The sequence below is a fragment of the Oerskovia enterophila genome (genome assembly GCF_044748475.1).
GTDB classification, from domain to species: Bacteria; Actinomycetota; Actinomycetes; order Actinomycetales; family Cellulomonadaceae; genus Oerskovia; species Oerskovia enterophila.
Map to the genome: position 1 here is coordinate 127,602 of NZ_JBIVFZ010000007.1, position 14,985 is coordinate 142,586.

A 14,985-nucleotide genomic window follows, 5' to 3' on the forward strand; every position below is an offset into this window, starting at 1 on the left:
CCACCCGGACAGGTGTCAGGTCCCGGCGTTCCCGCCGGGGGCCTTGCGGGGAAAAACATAACACGTTTCGGGCACCAAGCGTGCATCGGGTCCGTGGGGCAGACTGGGGAGCGGCCCTGGTCCCCGCGCACCGGTCGGTGCAGGTCAGGGCTGGTTTCACCAACCGGATCGTCAGTGGGATGGGGTGCTCGTGGCCGAGGACAAGGACGCACGACAGGACGGCGCCTCGTCGTCGAGCGTGGGGAGCGGGGGTGATCGTCCTTCGGCCTCGGTCAAGCACCTGGCCGGCGCCAGTCCCGCGGCGCGCAAGGTCGCGGGAGCACGGCGGAACCCGTCGGTCGTCGGCTACGACGACACCGTCCCGGCCTGGCTGCGCACGAGCGCGGGGTGGTCCTGGCGGCTCCTGCTGCTGATCGCGGGCATCGGCGTGATCTTCTACGCGACCGCCCAGGTGCAGATCGTGTTCATCGCGGTCTTCCTGGCCCTGGTCATCACCTCGGTCCTGCGCCCGGTGACCGACTGGTACGCGAAGATCATGCCGCGCGGGCTCGCCACCGCTCTCGCGCTGCTCTCGGCGTTCCTGGTGCTGGGAGGCCTGCTGACCTACGTCATCACCTCGGTCGCGGGACAGTGGGACAAGCTGGCCGGCCAGTTCAACACCGGCATCGAGAAGATCTTCGACTTCCTGGAGCACGGCCCGCTGCCCGTGACGATCACGGCCGACGACGTCGACACCTGGATCGAGAACGGCCGCAAGTGGATCACCGAGCACGGCGGTGACATCGCGAGCCAGGCCGCGGCGAGTGCGGGCTCGGTGTTCGAGGCCTTCGCGGTCCTCGCGCTCGCGATCTTCTGCACCATCTTCTTCCTGGCCCGGGGCAAGGACATGTGGACCTGGTTCCTCAACCAGCTCCCCGCGCGGTCGCGCGAGACGTGGACCGTGGCCGGCGGGGCGGGCTGGTACACGTTCTCGGGATACGCCCGCGGGACGGTCATCATCGCGCTCGCGGACGGGATCCTCGCCGCGATAGTGCTCGTCGTGCTGGGGGTCCCCCTCGCGGCGCCGCTCGCGGTCCTGGTGTTCATCGGCGCGTTCATCCCGCTCATCGGTGCGCCCGCGGCCATGGTCATCGCCATGGTCGTCGCGCTGGCGGCGAACGGGGTCGTGAACGCGGCCCTCGTGGGTATCTTCATCGCGCTCATCGGTCAGTTCGAGGGCCACATCCTCCAGCCGCTCGTCATGGGCAAACAGGTCTCGCTGCACCCTGTCGTGGTCGCGCTCGCGGTCACGTCGGGAACGTTCATCGCGGGCATCCTGGGCGCCGTGGTCTCGGTCCCTCTCGTCGCGGTCGCCTGGGCGGTCTTCAGCAAGCTGCGCCGCAAGGACCCGCCCATGGAGGACGAGATCCCCACGGCCAAGGAGATCGCCCTGTCCGGGCGTGAGCGCTCCTCGAACGGAGGGAGCGCCAACGACAAGGAGGCGACGGCCGACGCCTGAGGTGCGTGCCGTCGTCGGGCAGCGACCAGGAAGCCCAGCCCGACGACGCAGCCCACCCCGTGCGGACAGCCCGCCTACTTGAGGCGGAGCCCCGCCCGCACCCGCTCGACCGTCCGGTCGATGCGCGACACCCGCGTCGCGGGGCGCTTGGCGTCCTCGACCCACGCCGCGTACTCGCGCTGGTGCGAGTACGACATCGCCCGGAACGCGTCGAGCACGCCGCCGGCCGCGAGGGCGGCCTCGACGTCGGGGGCCAGGGCGACCACGCGGGGCGCGTCGTCGAGCTCGAGGCGCACGTGCACGGTGTCGCCCGGCCCCTTGCCGATCTGCTCCTGGACCGCCTTGAGGACGCCCAGCAGGTGCGGTCCGCCGTACGTGACCAGCGAGCCGCGGTACGGGACGCCGTCGATCGTCGTCACGACCGGGACACGCCCCCTGGTCCCGAACAGCTCCGAGACGTCGCCCGGGAACGCGACGAACGACCCCGCGCCGCGCTCGGAGGACCGGGTGATGACGGCGTCGAACTCGAGCAGGCCGGGGTTCGTCCAGGTGGGCACGCTCCGACGCTAGCCCCGCCGTGCGGCCACGGCACCCGGACTCGTCGCGCAAATCAGTCGCCGCCGTTCGCGGCGACCTGCCACTGTTCTCGCCATGAGCACGAACACCCGGGCGACCGCGAAGAACGCGGCGACCCGCCTGACCACGACCCTCTGGAGCTGGGCCTCGATCCTCGACGACGGCGCCCGCGAGCAGGCCGAGCGCACCTCGACCATGCCGTTCGTCTACCCGCACCTGGCCCTCATGCCCGACGCCCACCTGGGCCTGGGCGCGACCGTCGGCTCGGTCATCCCCACGCTGCGCTCGATCATCCCCGCCGCGGTCGGCGTCGACATCGGGTGCGGCATGGTCGCGGTCCGGACCCAGTACACGGCCGGCGACGTCGCCGGGCCCGCGCTGCGCGACCTGCGGCTCGCGATCGAGAAGGCAGTGCCCACGAGCGCCGGCTCCTACAACCAGCGCCTGACCGAGATGGCCGAGGCGCGCGTGGCCGAGCTCGAGGCGCTCGCGGACAAGGCGGGCTTCGATCCCGCACGGTACGCGGGGAGCTGGCGCCTGCAGCTCGGGTCGCTGGGTTCCGGGAACCACTTCATCGAGGTCAGCCTCGACGAGGAGGACCGGGTCTGGTTCTTCCTGCACTCGGGGTCGCGCGGGGTCGGCAACAAGATCGCGCAGCACCACATCGCGGTCGCGCGCGAGCTCATGACCCGGTACTGGATCGACCTGCCGGACAAGGACCTCGCGTACCTCGTCGAGGGCACCGACGAGTTCTGGGCGTACGTCCGCGAGCTGCGGTGGGCCCAGCACTTCGCGCTGCTCAACCGTGAGGAGATGATGGACCGCGTCGTGGCCGCGTTCGATGCCTGGTCGGGGCTCGCCCCGGTCGAGGAGGCCGAGCGCATCAACTGCCACCACAACTTCACCGAGCGCGAGCACCACTTCAACAAGGACGTGTGGGTCTCCCGCAAGGGGGCCATCCGTGCCCGCGAGGGGGACCCGGGGCTCATCCCGGGGTCCATGGGCACCGCGTCGTACGTCGTCGTGGGCAAGGGGAACCCGCTCGCGCTCGACTCCGCGCCGCACGGCGCGGGACGGGAGTACTCGCGGAGCAAGGCGCGCAAGACCTTCACGCACGAGCAGCTGCGCGAGGCCATGGCGGGCATCGAGTACCGCGACACCGACGCGTTCATCGACGAGATCCCGGCGGCGTACAAGTCGATCGACCGTGTCATGCAGGACGCGGCGGACCTCGTCGAGGTGCGTCACACGCTGCGGCAGATCGTCAACGTCAAGGGCGACTGACCGGCTCGCGGGTCGTCGCGCACCGGGGCGTCCTTGCCCAGGGGCCGGGCTGGGGCCGTCCCCAGCCCGGCCCGACGGCGGAGCGCACCTTCCCCGCGACGGTGCGCTCCGCCGTCGGGCCGGCAGGGGACGGCGGGACGCGGTGCCCCACGCGATGCCACGCCCCCGGGCGCTCGGCGCGCGTGATCGGCCGGCACGCGACACGCTGACGGCATGAGGATCGGGATTCCAGCCGAGGTCAAGAACAACGAGTTCCGCGTCGCGCTCACCCCTGCGGGCGCCCATCACCTGGTCGCCGCGGGGCACGAGGTCCTGGTCCAGGCCGGGGCGGGGCGAGGGTCGGCCATCTCCGACGAGGAGTTCGCGGGCGCCGGCGCGCGCCTGGTGAGCACGGCCGAGGAGGTCTGGGGGCGCGCCGAGCTCGTGTGCAAGGTCAAGGAGCCCGTACCCAGCGAGTACCCGCTCCTGCGCGACGACCTGCTGCTCTTCGCGTACCTGCACCTGGCCGCCGACCCCCTCGGCACGGCTGCGCTGCTCGACGCGGGGACGACCGCGGTCGCCTACGAGACCGCCCAGGCGCCCGACGGCACGCTCCCGCTGCTCGCGCCCATGAGTGAGGTGGCCGGGCGCATGGCGACGCAGGTCGGGGCCTATCACCTGATGCGTCCCGCGGGCGGCTCGGGCGTGCTGCTCGGTGGCGTGCCCGGGAGCAGGCCGGGGCGGGTCGTGATCCTCGGCGGCGGGACCGCCGGCCGGCACGCGGCCGAGATCGCGGTCGGGATGCGCGCCGAGGTCACGATCCTCGACCTGTCGCTGCCCGTCCTGCGAGCGCTCGACCAGGAGTTCGCGGGCCACGTGCGGACCGTGGCGTCGAGCGCGTACGCGATCGAGCAGGAGGTGCTCGGGGCCGACCTCGTGATCGGCGCGGTCCTCGTCGCGGGGGCCCGGGCGCCGCGGCTCGTGACGAACGACCTCGTGGCGCGCATGCGGCCGGGGTCGGTCCTCGTCGACATCGCGGTCGACCAGGGCGGCTGCTTCGAGGACACCCGGTCCACGACCCACGACGACCCCACGTTCCAGGTGCACGGCTCGACGTTCTACTGCGTCGCGAACATGCCGGGCGCGGTCCCCGTGACCAGCACGCACGCCCTGACGAGCGCGACGCTGCCCTACCTCGCGCTCCTCGCCGACGGCGGGACGCGAGCGCTGCGGACGGTCCCGTTGCTGCGCAACGGGCTGTCGACCGTGACCGGGACCCTGGTCAACGAGCAGGTGGGCGCGGCGCTCGGCCTGCCCTGGACGCGCACCGAGGACGTCCTGGGGGAGTGACCTGGGCGTCAGGGGCGCAGCGGAGCGGCGCGAGGACCAGCCGTGCCGCGTGGCCCGCCGGGGCCCCGGTCGCCCGGGCGGACAAGGCCCTGTCGGCCCCGGACGCCGAGTGGCATGCTGTCCGGATGGAGCCTTTCGTCCTGTCCAACGAGCACGTCCACCTCGCGATGCCCACCGCCGCGGACGTGGACCGCATCACCGAGCTCTGCCAGGGCGCGGAGATCGCCGCCTGGACCACCGTGCCCAGCCCGTACACGCGGGCGGACGCGGCGGCGTTCATCGAGGAGGTCGTGCCCGAGTCGTGGCGCACCGGCCGTGGGAACACGTGGGCGGTCCGCCGACCAGATGCCCCCGAGGGGCCGGTCCTCGGCATGGTGGGGCTCGCGATGGACACCTCGCCCACCCCCGAGAGGTCGGCCGAGATCGGGTACTGGCTCGCACCTGAGGCGCGCGGCGAGGGACTCATGACGGAGGCCGGGCGGATCGTGACCGCCTGGGCGTTCGACGACGAGGGGCTCGGGCTCGCGCGCTTGGTCTGGACCGCGTTCACGGGCAACTGGGCCTCGCGTCGCGTCGCGTGGCGGCTCGGGTTCCGCGTCGAGGGGACCGTGCGGGGCTTCGGCGTCCAGCGGGGCGTGCGCCGCGACGCGTGGATCGGCACCCTCCTCGCCGGCGACCCGCGCGAGCCGGTCGAGCCGTGGCCGTCCGCCGAGGCAGGGGACCGCGTGGGGGCGGACGCGGGTGCGGGGGAGCCGGCGCCACGGGCGTGACGAGCGGGTCCGGGCGGACGGTCGGCGCACGGTCGAGGGCGACCACGCCGGGAAGGGTGTCGTGACCACGGCGCGCGTCGGGCGAAGATAGGACGCATGACGAGCACCCTCGACCCGGCCAACCCCTTCGCCGCGGCGTCCACCCTCCCGTACCAGCTCCCCGACTTCACGACGATCCGCGAGGAGCACTACCTCCCCGCTCTGCGCGCCGGCATGGACGCCGAGCGCGCGGAGATCGAGGAGATCGTCACCAACCCCGAGGCGCCCACGGTCGCCAACACGCTCGAGGCCCTCGAGTCCGCGGGCCGGCTCCTGACCCGTGCGGTCACGGTCTTCTACAACGTCGCGAGCTCCGACTCGACGCCGGGACTCGAGGACATCGAGGAGACCATCGCTCCCGAGCTCTCGGCGCACCACGACGCGATCTACATGGACGCCCGCCTGTACGCACGCGTCCGTGCGCTCCAGGACGCCGTCGACGCGGGCGACCTCACGCTCGAGGCCGACACGGCCTGGCTCCTGCACACGCTGCTCGTCGACTTCCGCCGCTCGGGCATCGAGCTCGACGCCGCGGACCAGGACCGCCTGCGCGACCTCAACGGGAAGCTGACCTCGCTCGAGGCCGCGTTCGGCCGCAAGCTGCTCGCGGGCGCCAACGCCGCGAGCGTCCTGGTCGACGACGCAGCCGAGCTCGAGGGCCTGCCCGAGGACGCGATCGCCGCGGCGGCCGCAGCGGCCGCGACCCGCGGGCACGAGGGCAAGTACCTCCTCGAGATGCAGCTGCCCACGCAGCAGGGCGTCATCGCGTCGCTCGCGCGCCGCGAGACCCGGGAGCGCGTCCAGCAGGCGTCCATGACGCGCGGCGCGACGGGCGACGACAACGACACCCGCCAGATCGTGATCGACCTCGCACGCCTGCGCGCCGAGCACGCCCGCCTCCTCGGTTACGACCACCACGCGGCGTACATCGCCGAGGACGCCACGGCCAAGACGACCGGCGCCGTCAACGCGATGCTCTCGCGACTGGCCCCGGCCGCGGTCGCCAACGCGCGCCGCGAGGCCGGCGACCTCGAGGTCGCGCTCGCCCGCGAGGCGGGGGACGACGCCGAGCTGCGCGCGTCCGACTGGGCCTACCTCGCCGAGCAGGTCCGCAAGGAGCGCTACTCGCTCGACGACGCCGCGCTGCGTCCCTACCTCGAGCTCGACCGCGTCGTGACCGACGGCGTGTTCAAGGCCGCGAACCTGCTCTACGGCATCTCGTTCGCCGAGCGCTCCGACCTGGTGGGCTACCACCCCGACGTCCGCGTGTTCGAGGTCTTCGACGGCCCGGTCGGCGAGCAGGACCAGGGGCTCGGGCTGTTCCTGGCGGACTTCTACACGCGCGAGTCCAAGCGTGGCGGCGCGTGGATGAACAACCTGGTCGACCAGAACCACCTGCTCGACCAGCCGCCCGTCGTCGTGAACAACCTCAACATCGTCAAGCCCCCGGCGGGCGAGCCCACGCTGCTCGTGTGGGACGAGGTCATCACGCTCTTCCACGAGTTCGGCCACGCGCTGCACGGGCTGTTCTCGGACGTGCGCTACCCGTCGCAGTCGGGCACCGAGGTGCCGCGCGACTTCGTCGAGTACCCCTCGCAGGTCAACGAGATGTGGGCCTGGGAGCCCACGATCCTCACGTCCTACGCGGTCCACCACGTCACGGGCGAGCCCATGCCTGCCGCGTGGGTGGAGACCATGCTGGCGTCGCGCCTGTTCAACGAGGGCTTCGGGACGACCGAGTACCTCGCGGCCGCGCTGCTGGACCAGGCCTGGCACCAGCTCGCCCCCGAGCAGGTCCCCACGAGCGTCGACGAGGTCCTGCCCTTCGAGGCCGCGGCGCTCGACGCGGCCGGCGTCGGGTTCGCGCCCGTGCCGCCCCGCTACCGCACGACGTACTTCAACCACGTGTTCGGCGGCGGCTACTCGGCCGGCTACTACTCCTACATCTGGTCCGAGGTGCTCGACGCCGACACCGTGACCTGGTTCGAGGAGAACGGCGGCCTGAACCGGGCCAACGGCGACGCGTTCCGCAAGAAGCTGCTCGCGCGCGGCGGCTCGGTCGACCCCATGGTCGCGTTCGCGGACCTGCGCGGCCGCGACCCGGAGATCGCCCCGCTCCTGACGCGTCGCGGGCTCGACGCGTAGTCGTCCTCGCTGCGCCGAGGTGGACCCACGCACGGGTCCACCTCGGCGCCCGGGCGCCCGGAGCGAGCCAGGGTCGGTTCAGGGCAGGGGTGGGGGAGACCCCCGATGTGCCCGACGGCGTGCCCTCCCTAGCCTGGAAGCGATCCGCCCCGGCGGCCCGCCGGCAGCGGCGCCGTCCGCACCGACCTGACTGGGAGCCCTGCGACCGACATGCCCGTCCTGCCCGACGACGACGCCGCCACCCCCGCGACCCCCGCGGAGGGCGCCGGGCCCACCCGGCCCGTGCCTCGCCGTCGGCGCCGCTGGGTCGTCGTCGTGGTGGCGCTCGTCGCCCTCGTCGTCGGCGGGATCGCCGCGGGCGTCGCGCTCGCGTTCTCCCGGGGTGCGACCTCGACCGCGGGCGAGGTCGAGTTCACGCGCCCGCTCGCGATCCCGCCGCTCGCCGGGTCGAGCCTCGAGGACGGGGTCCGCGTGTTCTCGCTCGACCTGCAGGAGGGCGAGACCGACCTGGGGCAGGGCGGGCTCACCCCGACGCTCGGTGTCGACGGGACGTTCCTGGGGCCGACGCTGCGCGCGACCCGCGGCGAGCAGGTCCGCATCGACGTGACGAACTCGATGTCCGAGACGAGCACGCTGCACTGGCACGGCATGAAGCTGCCCGCGGTCATGGACGGCGGGCCGCACCAGCAGGTCGACCCCGGGCAGACGTGGTCCCCGACGTGGACGATCGCCCAGCCCGCGGCGACGCTCTGGTACCACCCGCACCTGCACGGACGCACGGCCGACCACGTCTACCGTGGCCTGGCCGGCCTGTTCCTGCTCGACGAGCCCGCGGGTTCGCCCGAGGCCGCGGTCCAGGACGCCCTGCCGCACGAGTACGGGGTCGACGACGTGCCCCTCGTGGTCCAGGACAAGAAGTTCCACCCCGACGGCAGGCTCGACGACGCCGACCCCTTCCTGTCGAGCACGGGCGTGCGCGGCGCGGTGGTCCTGGTCAACGGGACGGCGAACCCCTACCTCGACGTCACGACCGAGCAGGTCCGGCTGCGCCTGCTCAACGGGTCCAACGCGCGCGTCTACGACTTCGGGTTCGACGACGGCCGCGCGTTCCAGGTGGTCGGCTCGGACGGCGGCCTGCTCGACGCGCCCGTCACGACCGACCGCCTCCAGCTCTCGCCGGGCGACCGGGCCGAGATCGTCGTCGGTCTGGCCCCCGGTGAACGGCCCGTGCTGCGCAGCTTCCCGCAGGAGCTCGGCGCGAACGCCTTCACCGCGCGCTTCGCGGGCGGCGACGACACCCTCGACGTGCTCGAGCTGCGCGCGGCCGACCGGCTCACGCCCTCGGAGCCCGTGCCCGCGCGCCTCGCGAGCCTTCCTGCCGCCGATGCGGCGAGCGCGAGCGTCACGCGCCGCTTCGAGCTATCGGGCACCTCGATCAACGGCCAGGACATGGACCTGCGCCGGATCGACGAGGTCGTCGACGCCGGCGCGACCGAGGTCTGGGAGGTCACGAGCCTCGACGACTCGCCGCACAACTTCCACGTCCACGACGCCCAGTTCCAGGTGCTCGACGTCTCGGGCGAGGCGCCGCCCCTCGAGCTCGACGGGTGGCAGGACACCGTCTACGTCCGTCCCGGCAGGATCACCCGGCTCCTGGTCACGTTCGGCACCACGCCCGACGCCGAGCACCCCTACATGTTCCACTGCCACCTGCTCCGCCACGAGGACCAGGGGATGATGGGGCAGTTCGTGGTCGTCGACCCGGCGGCAGCCCCCGGTACGGCGGGGCGTCCCGCCCCGGGCGACGTGCTGCCCGGGGTGAGCGACGACGTCGGGCACGAGGGCGGTCACGCGTCCGCGTCCGACGATGCGCCGCGCGGCGGGACCGGTCCGCGGCGCTCGCCGCTCACCGGTGAGGGACACCACGGCTGAGGTCTGACCACATCCCGGGCGCTCGTGCGTTCGCGGGGCGAGACACCTCGAGAACGCTTCGAGGGCGGCGAACCCACCGGGTACGGTGTGGCCATGACGAGCCACGCCCACTCCGCGAACCCCCCGGCCCACCCGACCGCCGAGGAGGAGGTCGCGCGCATCTGCCAGGACCTGCTGCGCATCGACACGTCGAACTTCGGGGACGGGTCCGGCCCGGGCGAGCGGGCCGCGGCCGAGTACGTCATGGCCTCGCTCCACGAGGTCGGGCTGAGCCCCGAGCTGTTCGAGTCCGCGCCGGGGCGTGCGAGCGTCGTCGTGCGCCTGCCGGGTCAGGACCCCACGCGACCCGCGCTCGTCCTGCACGGGCACCTCGACGTCGTGCCCGCCCAGGCCTCCGACTGGTCGGTCGACCCGTTCGCGGGCGAGGAGAAGGACGGGCTGCTGTGGGGGCGGGGTGCGGTCGACATGAAGGACATGGACGCGATGATCCTCGCGGTCGTGCGCCAGATGGTCCGTGAGGGACGCAAGCCCGCGCGCGACGTCGTCGTGGCGTTCTTCGCCGACGAGGAGGCCGGCGGCACGTACGGCGCGAGCTGGGCCGTGGACCACCGCCCCGAGATCTTCGAGGGCGCGACCGAGGCCATCAGCGAGGTCGGCGGCTTCTCGGTCGACATCGACGGCAAGCGCGCCTACCTGCTCCAGACCGCCGAGAAGGGCATCGCCTGGCTCCGGCTCGTCGCCGAGGGACGCGCCGGGCACGGCTCGCAGGTCAACGCCGACAACGCCGTGACGCACCTCGCGGCCGCGGTCGCGCGGATCGGCGCCTACCAGTGGCCGTACACCATCACGCCCACGGTCGACGCGCTGCTGCGCGGTGTGGCCGAGCTGACCGACCTGCCCTACGACCCCCGCGACGAGGCGAGCATCGACGCGCTCGTCGCGGCCCTCGGCCCGGCCGCGCGGTTCGTCGGCGCGACCGTCCGCCACACGTCCAACCCCACTCAGCTCGGTGCCGGCTACAAGGCCAACGTCATCCCCGGGCGCGCCGAGGCCGCGATCGACGCGCGCCTGCTGCCGGGCCACGAGGACGAGGGCTTCGCGGTCATCGAGGGGCTCGTGGGCGAGCACGTGCGGATCGAGCCCATCCACCGCGACATCTCGCTCGAGGTGCCCTTCGAGGGCGACCTGGTCGACGCCATGATCGCGTCGCTGCACGCCGAGGACCCGGGTGCCACGGTCCTGCCGTACACGCTCTCGGGCGGGACGGACAACAAGTCGCTCGCGCGGCTCGGCATCACGGGCTACGGGTTCGCCCCGCTCCAGCTCCCCGCGGACCTGGACTTCTCGGGCATGTTCCACGGGGTCGACGAGCGCGTGCCCGTCGCGTCCCTGAAGTTCGGCGTGCGCGTCCTGGACCGCCTGCTGCGGACCTGCTGAGGCGACGATCCCTGCCCGTCGGCGAGCCCGGCGGGCAGGGGCGGCCGGTCGGGAGTCTCAGAGGGTCGAGCGCACCCGGATGATCTTGCGGCGCAGCCACACGCGCCGCTCACCGCCCACGTACAGGCGCGTGCGCTCGAGCTCCCAGTGCCCGTGCTCGGCCTCGTCGGTCAGGAGGCGGACCGCGTCGTGGCGGCTCACCGACCGGTCGATCGTGAGCACCCGGTACTCGTACTGGCCGCCGTTCTCGGCCCAGCCGGTCCGCTGCCGAGGGGTCGTGCTCGTCATCCGTCACCGTCCACGCGTTCGTTCCGAGCCGGGGGAGCGGTGAGCCGTACCTCACCCTCCCGCCGAGGGATTCCGAGTGCCATTGTGCCTCGCTCAGGTCTACCGTCAGGGTATGACCGCTGACCCGCGCGCCGCTCTCGATCGATTCATCGCGGCCCTCGAGGCCCACTACACCGCGGTCGCCGCTCGCCGTGGCGAGGACGACCCGGCGGTCGACGACGCCTACTACGTGCTCGCCGACGCCTACGAGGTGTACGACGAGGCACTCGCCCAGGTGCACGGCGAGGCCACCCCGTTCTACCTCGCCGAGGACGACGACGAGGACGATGGTGAAGACGACGGAGACGACGAGGACGACGAGGGTGACGAGGACGGCGAGCAGGACTTCGACGACCAGGACGAGGAGCTCGACCAGGTCGACCTGACCGACGGGGTCAGCCGCTGACCCTCACCAGCGCTCGGGGTACCCGAGCGGCAGGGCGCTGACGTCGTCGAGCGCGTAGTGCACCGCGTCGGGCAGCTCGAGGTCGCAGGCCGCGAGCGACGCGCGCAGCTGCGCGGGGGTGCGCGCACCGACGATCGCGCTCGACACGGCCGGCCGCTCGAGCAGCCAGGCCAGGGCGACGTCCAGGGGCGCGCGGCCCAGGCCGTTCGCGGCCGTGGCCACGGCCTCCACGATCCCCGACGACTCGCCGTCCAGGTAGGGTTGCACGAACCCGGCGAGGTGCGAGGACGCACCGCGCGAGTCCGCGGGCAGCGAGCTGCGGTACTTGCCCGTGAGGACCCCGCGCCCCAGGGGTGACCACGCGAGCACCCCGAACCCCATCTCGGTCGCAGCAGGCACGACGTCGCGTTCGATCCCGCGCTGGAGCAGCGAGTACTCGAGCTCGACCGCGGCGAGCCCGACGTCGCCGTGCGCGTCGAGCGACGCGGCGGCCCGTGCGGCGGCCCACCCCGGGTGGTTGGACAGGCCCACGTAGCGCGCACGTCCGGTGGTGACCGCGAGCCGCAGCGCGGAGAGCGTCTCGGCGAACGGCGTGCGCGGGTCGGGCGTGTGGACCAGGAAGAGGTCGACGTGGTCGGTGCCCAGGCGTTCGAGCGAGGCGTCGAGCGAGTCGAGCAGCGCGCCGCGCGAGGCGTCGACCGCGTTGCCGTCGGCCGTTGTCCGGATGCCTGCCTTGGTGCACAGCAGCACGTCGCGCCGGTCGACCTTGGCCGAGAGGATCGAACCGATCATCGACTCGCTGTCGCCGCCCCCGTAGGAGGCGGCGGTGTCGACGAGGTTCCCCCCGGCGTCGACGAAGTCGCGGAGCTGCTCCGCGGCGTCGATCTCGTCGGTGTCGCGGCCCCACGTCATGGTCCCGAGGCCCAGGGGTGAGACGCGCAGGCCGGTACGACCGAGCTGACGAAGTTCCATGCGCGGCAGATTACCGGCCAGGGGCGCGCCCCGCCCGGACGTGGCGCGCGTCGCCGGGGTGAGGTCCGTCGCTCTGCGCGGACGTGTCCGGGCGGTGTCCTGGAGACGACAGGCGCGTGACGGCTGGGCGACGGTCGTCCCCGCGGGGCCTGTCGGTCCTGGGGAGCGGCGGTACGGCGGGTATCGTGACCGCTCGTGAATGCGTGGGAAGCGATCCTCCTCGGCCTCGTCCAGGGCCTGACCGAGTTCTTGCCGGTGTCCTCGAGCGCGCACCTGCGCATCGTCGGTGAGCTCATCGGCTCGGCCGACCCGGGGGCGGCCTTCACGGCGATCACCCAGATCGGTACCGAGACCGCCGTGATCATCTACTTCCGGCGCGACATCGCCACGATCTGCTCGGCCTGGTGGCGGTCGCTGCGCGGCGCCCACGGCAGCGACTGGCGCTCGCGCATGGGCAAGCACGACCACCACGCGGCCATGGCGTGGTTCATCGCGCTCGGCTCGATTCCCATCGTGGTCCTGGGCCTGGCGTTCCAGGACGCGATCGAGGCGTCGCTGCGCAACCTGTACATCACGGCCCTCACCCTGACGGTCTTCGCCCTGCTCCTCGGGTTCGCGGACCGGGTCGGCGCCAAGACGCGCACGCTCGACGAGCTGACCCCGCGCCAGGCCGTCGGGTTCGGGCTGGCGCAGGCGCTCGCCCTGGTCCCCGGCGTGTCCCGGTCGGGCGGCACCATCACGGCGGGCCTGCTCATGGGCTTCACGCGAGAGGCCGCGGCCCGCTACTCGTTCCTGCTCGCGATCCCCGCGGTCCTGGGCTCGGGGTTCTACCAGCTCGCCAAGTCGGTCACGGGCGAGCCCGTCCCGGGCTCTCCCGGGTTCGGCGCGACGCTCATCGCGACCCTGGTCGCGTTCGTCGTGGGCTACCTCGTGATCATCGCGTTCCTCAAGATCGTCTCGACGTTCAGCTACAAGCCGTTCGTGATCTACCGGCTCGTGCTCGCGGCGGTCGTCGTGGTCCTGCTCACGGTCGGTGTGCTCCAGCCGCTCGCCTGACCCGCTACATCCAGCCGACCTTCTTGAACGCGCCGTAGAGCCCGAAGCAGCCGAGCACCATGATCGCGATGGCCAGGGGATAGCCCAGGGTCCAGTGCAGCTCGGGCATGTGGTCGAAGTTCATGCCGTAGATCCCGCCCACGATCGTGGGGAACACGAGGATCGCGGCCCAGGCGCTGATCGTGCGCATGTCCTCGTTCTGGCGCACCGACACCTGGGACAGGTGCACCGAGAGCATGTCGGACAGCAGGTCGTCGTGCGCGTCGAGGTGGCGGTCGATCCGCTCGACGGTCGACACGAGGCGCTCCATGAGCCGCTTGTCGAACGTGATGCGGGAGCGGGCGCTGCCCGAGACCAGCTCGGGGAGCTCGGCCGTGATGGGCAGCAGCGCGCGACGGGCCTCGGTGATCTCGCGCTTGAGGTCGTAGATGGGCAGGACCGGGTCGGTGCGCCGCCTGGTCTCGAACACGATCTTCTCGACCTCGGCGACCGCGTCGCCGAGCGCGAGCTCGACGTCCGAGGACGTGGACACGAGCGCGAACAGGGCCTCCTCCGCGACGTGGCGGAACCCCGTGCTGCGTCCGTGCGACGGGCCCGTCAGGTGCTCACGCATGCGGTCGTGGACGCCCGCGGTGCCCTTCTCGACCGTGACGACCACGTCGGGGCCCACGAGGAGGCAGAAGCTGCCCGTGCTGACCTGACGGTCCTCCTCGGAGAACGACACGGTGGGCGTGACGACCAGGAGCCAGTCCATCCCGATGTGCTCGACGTGCGCCAGGGGGTGCTTGACGTGGCGAACGTGGACGGGCAGGTGCCCGCGGCCCACCTGGCTCGCGAGCCCGACGCCGAGCGCGTCCGCGGCGCTCACGAAGTCCTCGAGCGTGCGCACCTCGTACCAGCGGGTGCCGGTGCCCGAGGTCTCGCCGCCGCTCTCCGGGCTCCCGCTGCTGCCCGGCGAGTCCTCGGCGTCCGGCCACCGGCCCGACCCGTCCCCGGGTCGCGTCACGGGCGTCACGCGCCCGTCGGGCCCCTCGACCCACAGCTCCTTGTACCGGGTGGGCTCCGAGTGCGGGGAGCCCGGTTCCTCGGGCTGTTCTCCGGTGGGTCGGGGGGCGTCGGGTCGTGTGGGTTGGCTCACCCCTGCATTCTGGCCCGACGGCGCGGGCGCGCCACCGGGGCGGGTGCGCCCTCGTCGTCGGGCACCTCGACCCGCG

General features: G+C 72.8%; 13 protein-coding genes. 9 read left to right on the forward strand and 4 right to left on the reverse strand.

Translation table 11 applies throughout. From position 1 onward, the window contains the following. Positions 1-238 precede the first annotated feature (238 nt). Positions 239-1,498: an AI-2E family transporter gene (locus ACIPWA_RS19145; RefSeq protein WP_400292240.1), complete on the forward strand. Its 1,260-nt coding sequence runs from the start codon at positions 239-241 to the stop codon at positions 1,496-1,498. A gap of 74 nt (positions 1,499-1,572) precedes the next feature. On the opposite strand, the gene ACIPWA_RS19150 is transcribed toward ACIPWA_RS19145, so the two are convergent. After that, complete coding sequence (locus ACIPWA_RS19150; protein WP_400292191.1) at positions 1,573-2,055, reverse strand: YdeI/OmpD-associated family protein; 483 nt, start codon at positions 2,053-2,055, stop codon at positions 1,573-1,575. A gap of 94 nt (positions 2,056-2,149) precedes the next feature. Between ACIPWA_RS19150 and ACIPWA_RS19155 the strand changes: the two genes are divergently transcribed. The 6 genes from ACIPWA_RS19155 (at position 2,150) to ACIPWA_RS19180 (ending at position 11,010) form a co-directional block, all read left to right on the forward strand. Beyond that, the gene (locus ACIPWA_RS19155) at positions 2,150-3,358 is read left to right on the forward strand and encodes an RtcB family protein (protein WP_400292193.1); all 1,209 of its coding nucleotides are present in this window, start codon (positions 2,150-2,152) and stop codon (positions 3,356-3,358) included. Positions 3,359-3,571: 213 nt separating this feature from the next. Then, entirely contained in the window at positions 3,572-4,687 is a 1,116-nt protein-coding gene (gene ald / locus ACIPWA_RS19160; RefSeq protein WP_400292194.1) for an alanine dehydrogenase, read from the forward strand. Positions 4,688-4,812: 125 nt separating this feature from the next. Beyond that, the gene (locus ACIPWA_RS19165; RefSeq protein ID WP_400292196.1) at positions 4,813-5,457 is read left to right on the forward strand and encodes a GNAT family N-acetyltransferase; all 645 of its coding nucleotides are present in this window, start codon (positions 4,813-4,815) and stop codon (positions 5,455-5,457) included. Positions 5,458-5,553: 96 nt separating this feature from the next. Then, positions 5,554-7,641, forward strand: a complete 2,088-nt coding sequence (locus ACIPWA_RS19170; protein ID WP_056764891.1) for a M3 family metallopeptidase — start codon at positions 5,554-5,556, stop codon at positions 7,639-7,641. A 210-nt stretch (positions 7,642-7,851) separates the two neighbouring features. After that, entirely contained in the window at positions 7,852-9,573 is a 1,722-nt protein-coding gene (locus ACIPWA_RS19175) for a multicopper oxidase family protein (protein WP_400292199.1), read from the forward strand. 93 nt (positions 9,574-9,666) lie between these two features. Further along, positions 9,667-11,010: a M20/M25/M40 family metallo-hydrolase gene (locus ACIPWA_RS19180; RefSeq protein ID WP_400292200.1), complete on the forward strand. Its 1,344-nt coding sequence runs from the start codon at positions 9,667-9,669 to the stop codon at positions 11,008-11,010. A 57-nt stretch (positions 11,011-11,067) separates the two neighbouring features. Here the strand turns inward: ACIPWA_RS19180 and ACIPWA_RS19185 are convergent, their stop codons facing one another. Next, positions 11,068-11,298 carry a DUF5703 family protein gene (locus tag ACIPWA_RS19185; protein WP_056646951.1) on the reverse strand — a complete coding sequence of 77 codons (231 nt, stop codon included), beginning with the start codon at positions 11,296-11,298 and terminating at the stop codon, positions 11,068-11,070. A gap of 112 nt (positions 11,299-11,410) precedes the next feature. Between ACIPWA_RS19185 and ACIPWA_RS19190 the strand changes: the two genes are divergently transcribed. Continuing rightward, entirely contained in the window at positions 11,411-11,743 is a 333-nt protein-coding gene (locus ACIPWA_RS19190) for a primosomal protein (protein WP_400292203.1), read from the forward strand. Positions 11,744-11,746: 3 nt separating this feature from the next. Here ACIPWA_RS19190 and ACIPWA_RS19195 read toward each other — a convergent pair whose 3' ends face one another. Then, the gene (locus ACIPWA_RS19195) at positions 11,747-12,715 is read right to left on the reverse strand and encodes an aldo/keto reductase (RefSeq protein ID WP_400292205.1); all 969 of its coding nucleotides are present in this window, start codon (positions 12,713-12,715) and stop codon (positions 11,747-11,749) included. Between the two features lie 195 nt (positions 12,716-12,910). On the opposite strand from ACIPWA_RS19195, the gene ACIPWA_RS19200 reads away from it, so the two are divergent. After that, the gene (locus ACIPWA_RS19200; RefSeq protein WP_056646941.1) at positions 12,911-13,771 is read left to right on the forward strand and encodes an undecaprenyl-diphosphate phosphatase; all 861 of its coding nucleotides are present in this window, start codon (positions 12,911-12,913) and stop codon (positions 13,769-13,771) included. A gap of 4 nt (positions 13,772-13,775) precedes the next feature. Here ACIPWA_RS19200 and ACIPWA_RS19205 read toward each other — a convergent pair whose 3' ends face one another. Continuing rightward, on the reverse strand, positions 13,776-14,909 hold the full coding sequence (locus tag ACIPWA_RS19205; RefSeq protein ID WP_400292207.1) for a CorA family divalent cation transporter: 1,134 nt from the start codon (positions 14,907-14,909) through the stop codon (positions 13,776-13,778). Between the last annotated feature and the right edge of the window lie 76 nt (positions 14,910-14,985).

Excerpts from the sequence above, each read along its gene's own strand:
- ACIPWA_RS19170 (WP_056764891.1), top strand. The coding sequence starts at position 5,554 with ATGACGAGCACCCTCGACCCGGCCAACCCCTTCGCCGCGGCGTCCACC.
- ACIPWA_RS19195 (WP_400292205.1), bottom strand. The coding sequence starts at position 12,715 with ATGGAACTTCGTCAGCTCGGTCGTACCGGCCTGCGCGTCTCACCCCTG.
- ald (WP_400292194.1), top strand. The coding sequence starts at position 3,572 with ATGAGGATCGGGATTCCAGCCGAGGTCAAGAACAACGAGTTCCGCGTC.
- ACIPWA_RS19175 (WP_400292199.1), top strand. The coding sequence starts at position 7,852 with ATGCCCGTCCTGCCCGACGACGACGCCGCCACCCCCGCGACCCCCGCG.
- ACIPWA_RS19155 (WP_400292193.1), top strand. The coding sequence starts at position 2,150 with ATGAGCACGAACACCCGGGCGACCGCGAAGAACGCGGCGACCCGCCTG.
- ACIPWA_RS19185 (WP_056646951.1), bottom strand. The coding sequence starts at position 11,298 with ATGACGAGCACGACCCCTCGGCAGCGGACCGGCTGGGCCGAGAACGGC.
- ACIPWA_RS19180 (WP_400292200.1), top strand. The coding sequence starts at position 9,667 with ATGACGAGCCACGCCCACTCCGCGAACCCCCCGGCCCACCCGACCGCC.
- ACIPWA_RS19190 (WP_400292203.1), top strand. The coding sequence starts at position 11,411 with ATGACCGCTGACCCGCGCGCCGCTCTCGATCGATTCATCGCGGCCCTC.
- ACIPWA_RS19165 (WP_400292196.1), top strand. The coding sequence starts at position 4,813 with ATGGAGCCTTTCGTCCTGTCCAACGAGCACGTCCACCTCGCGATGCCC.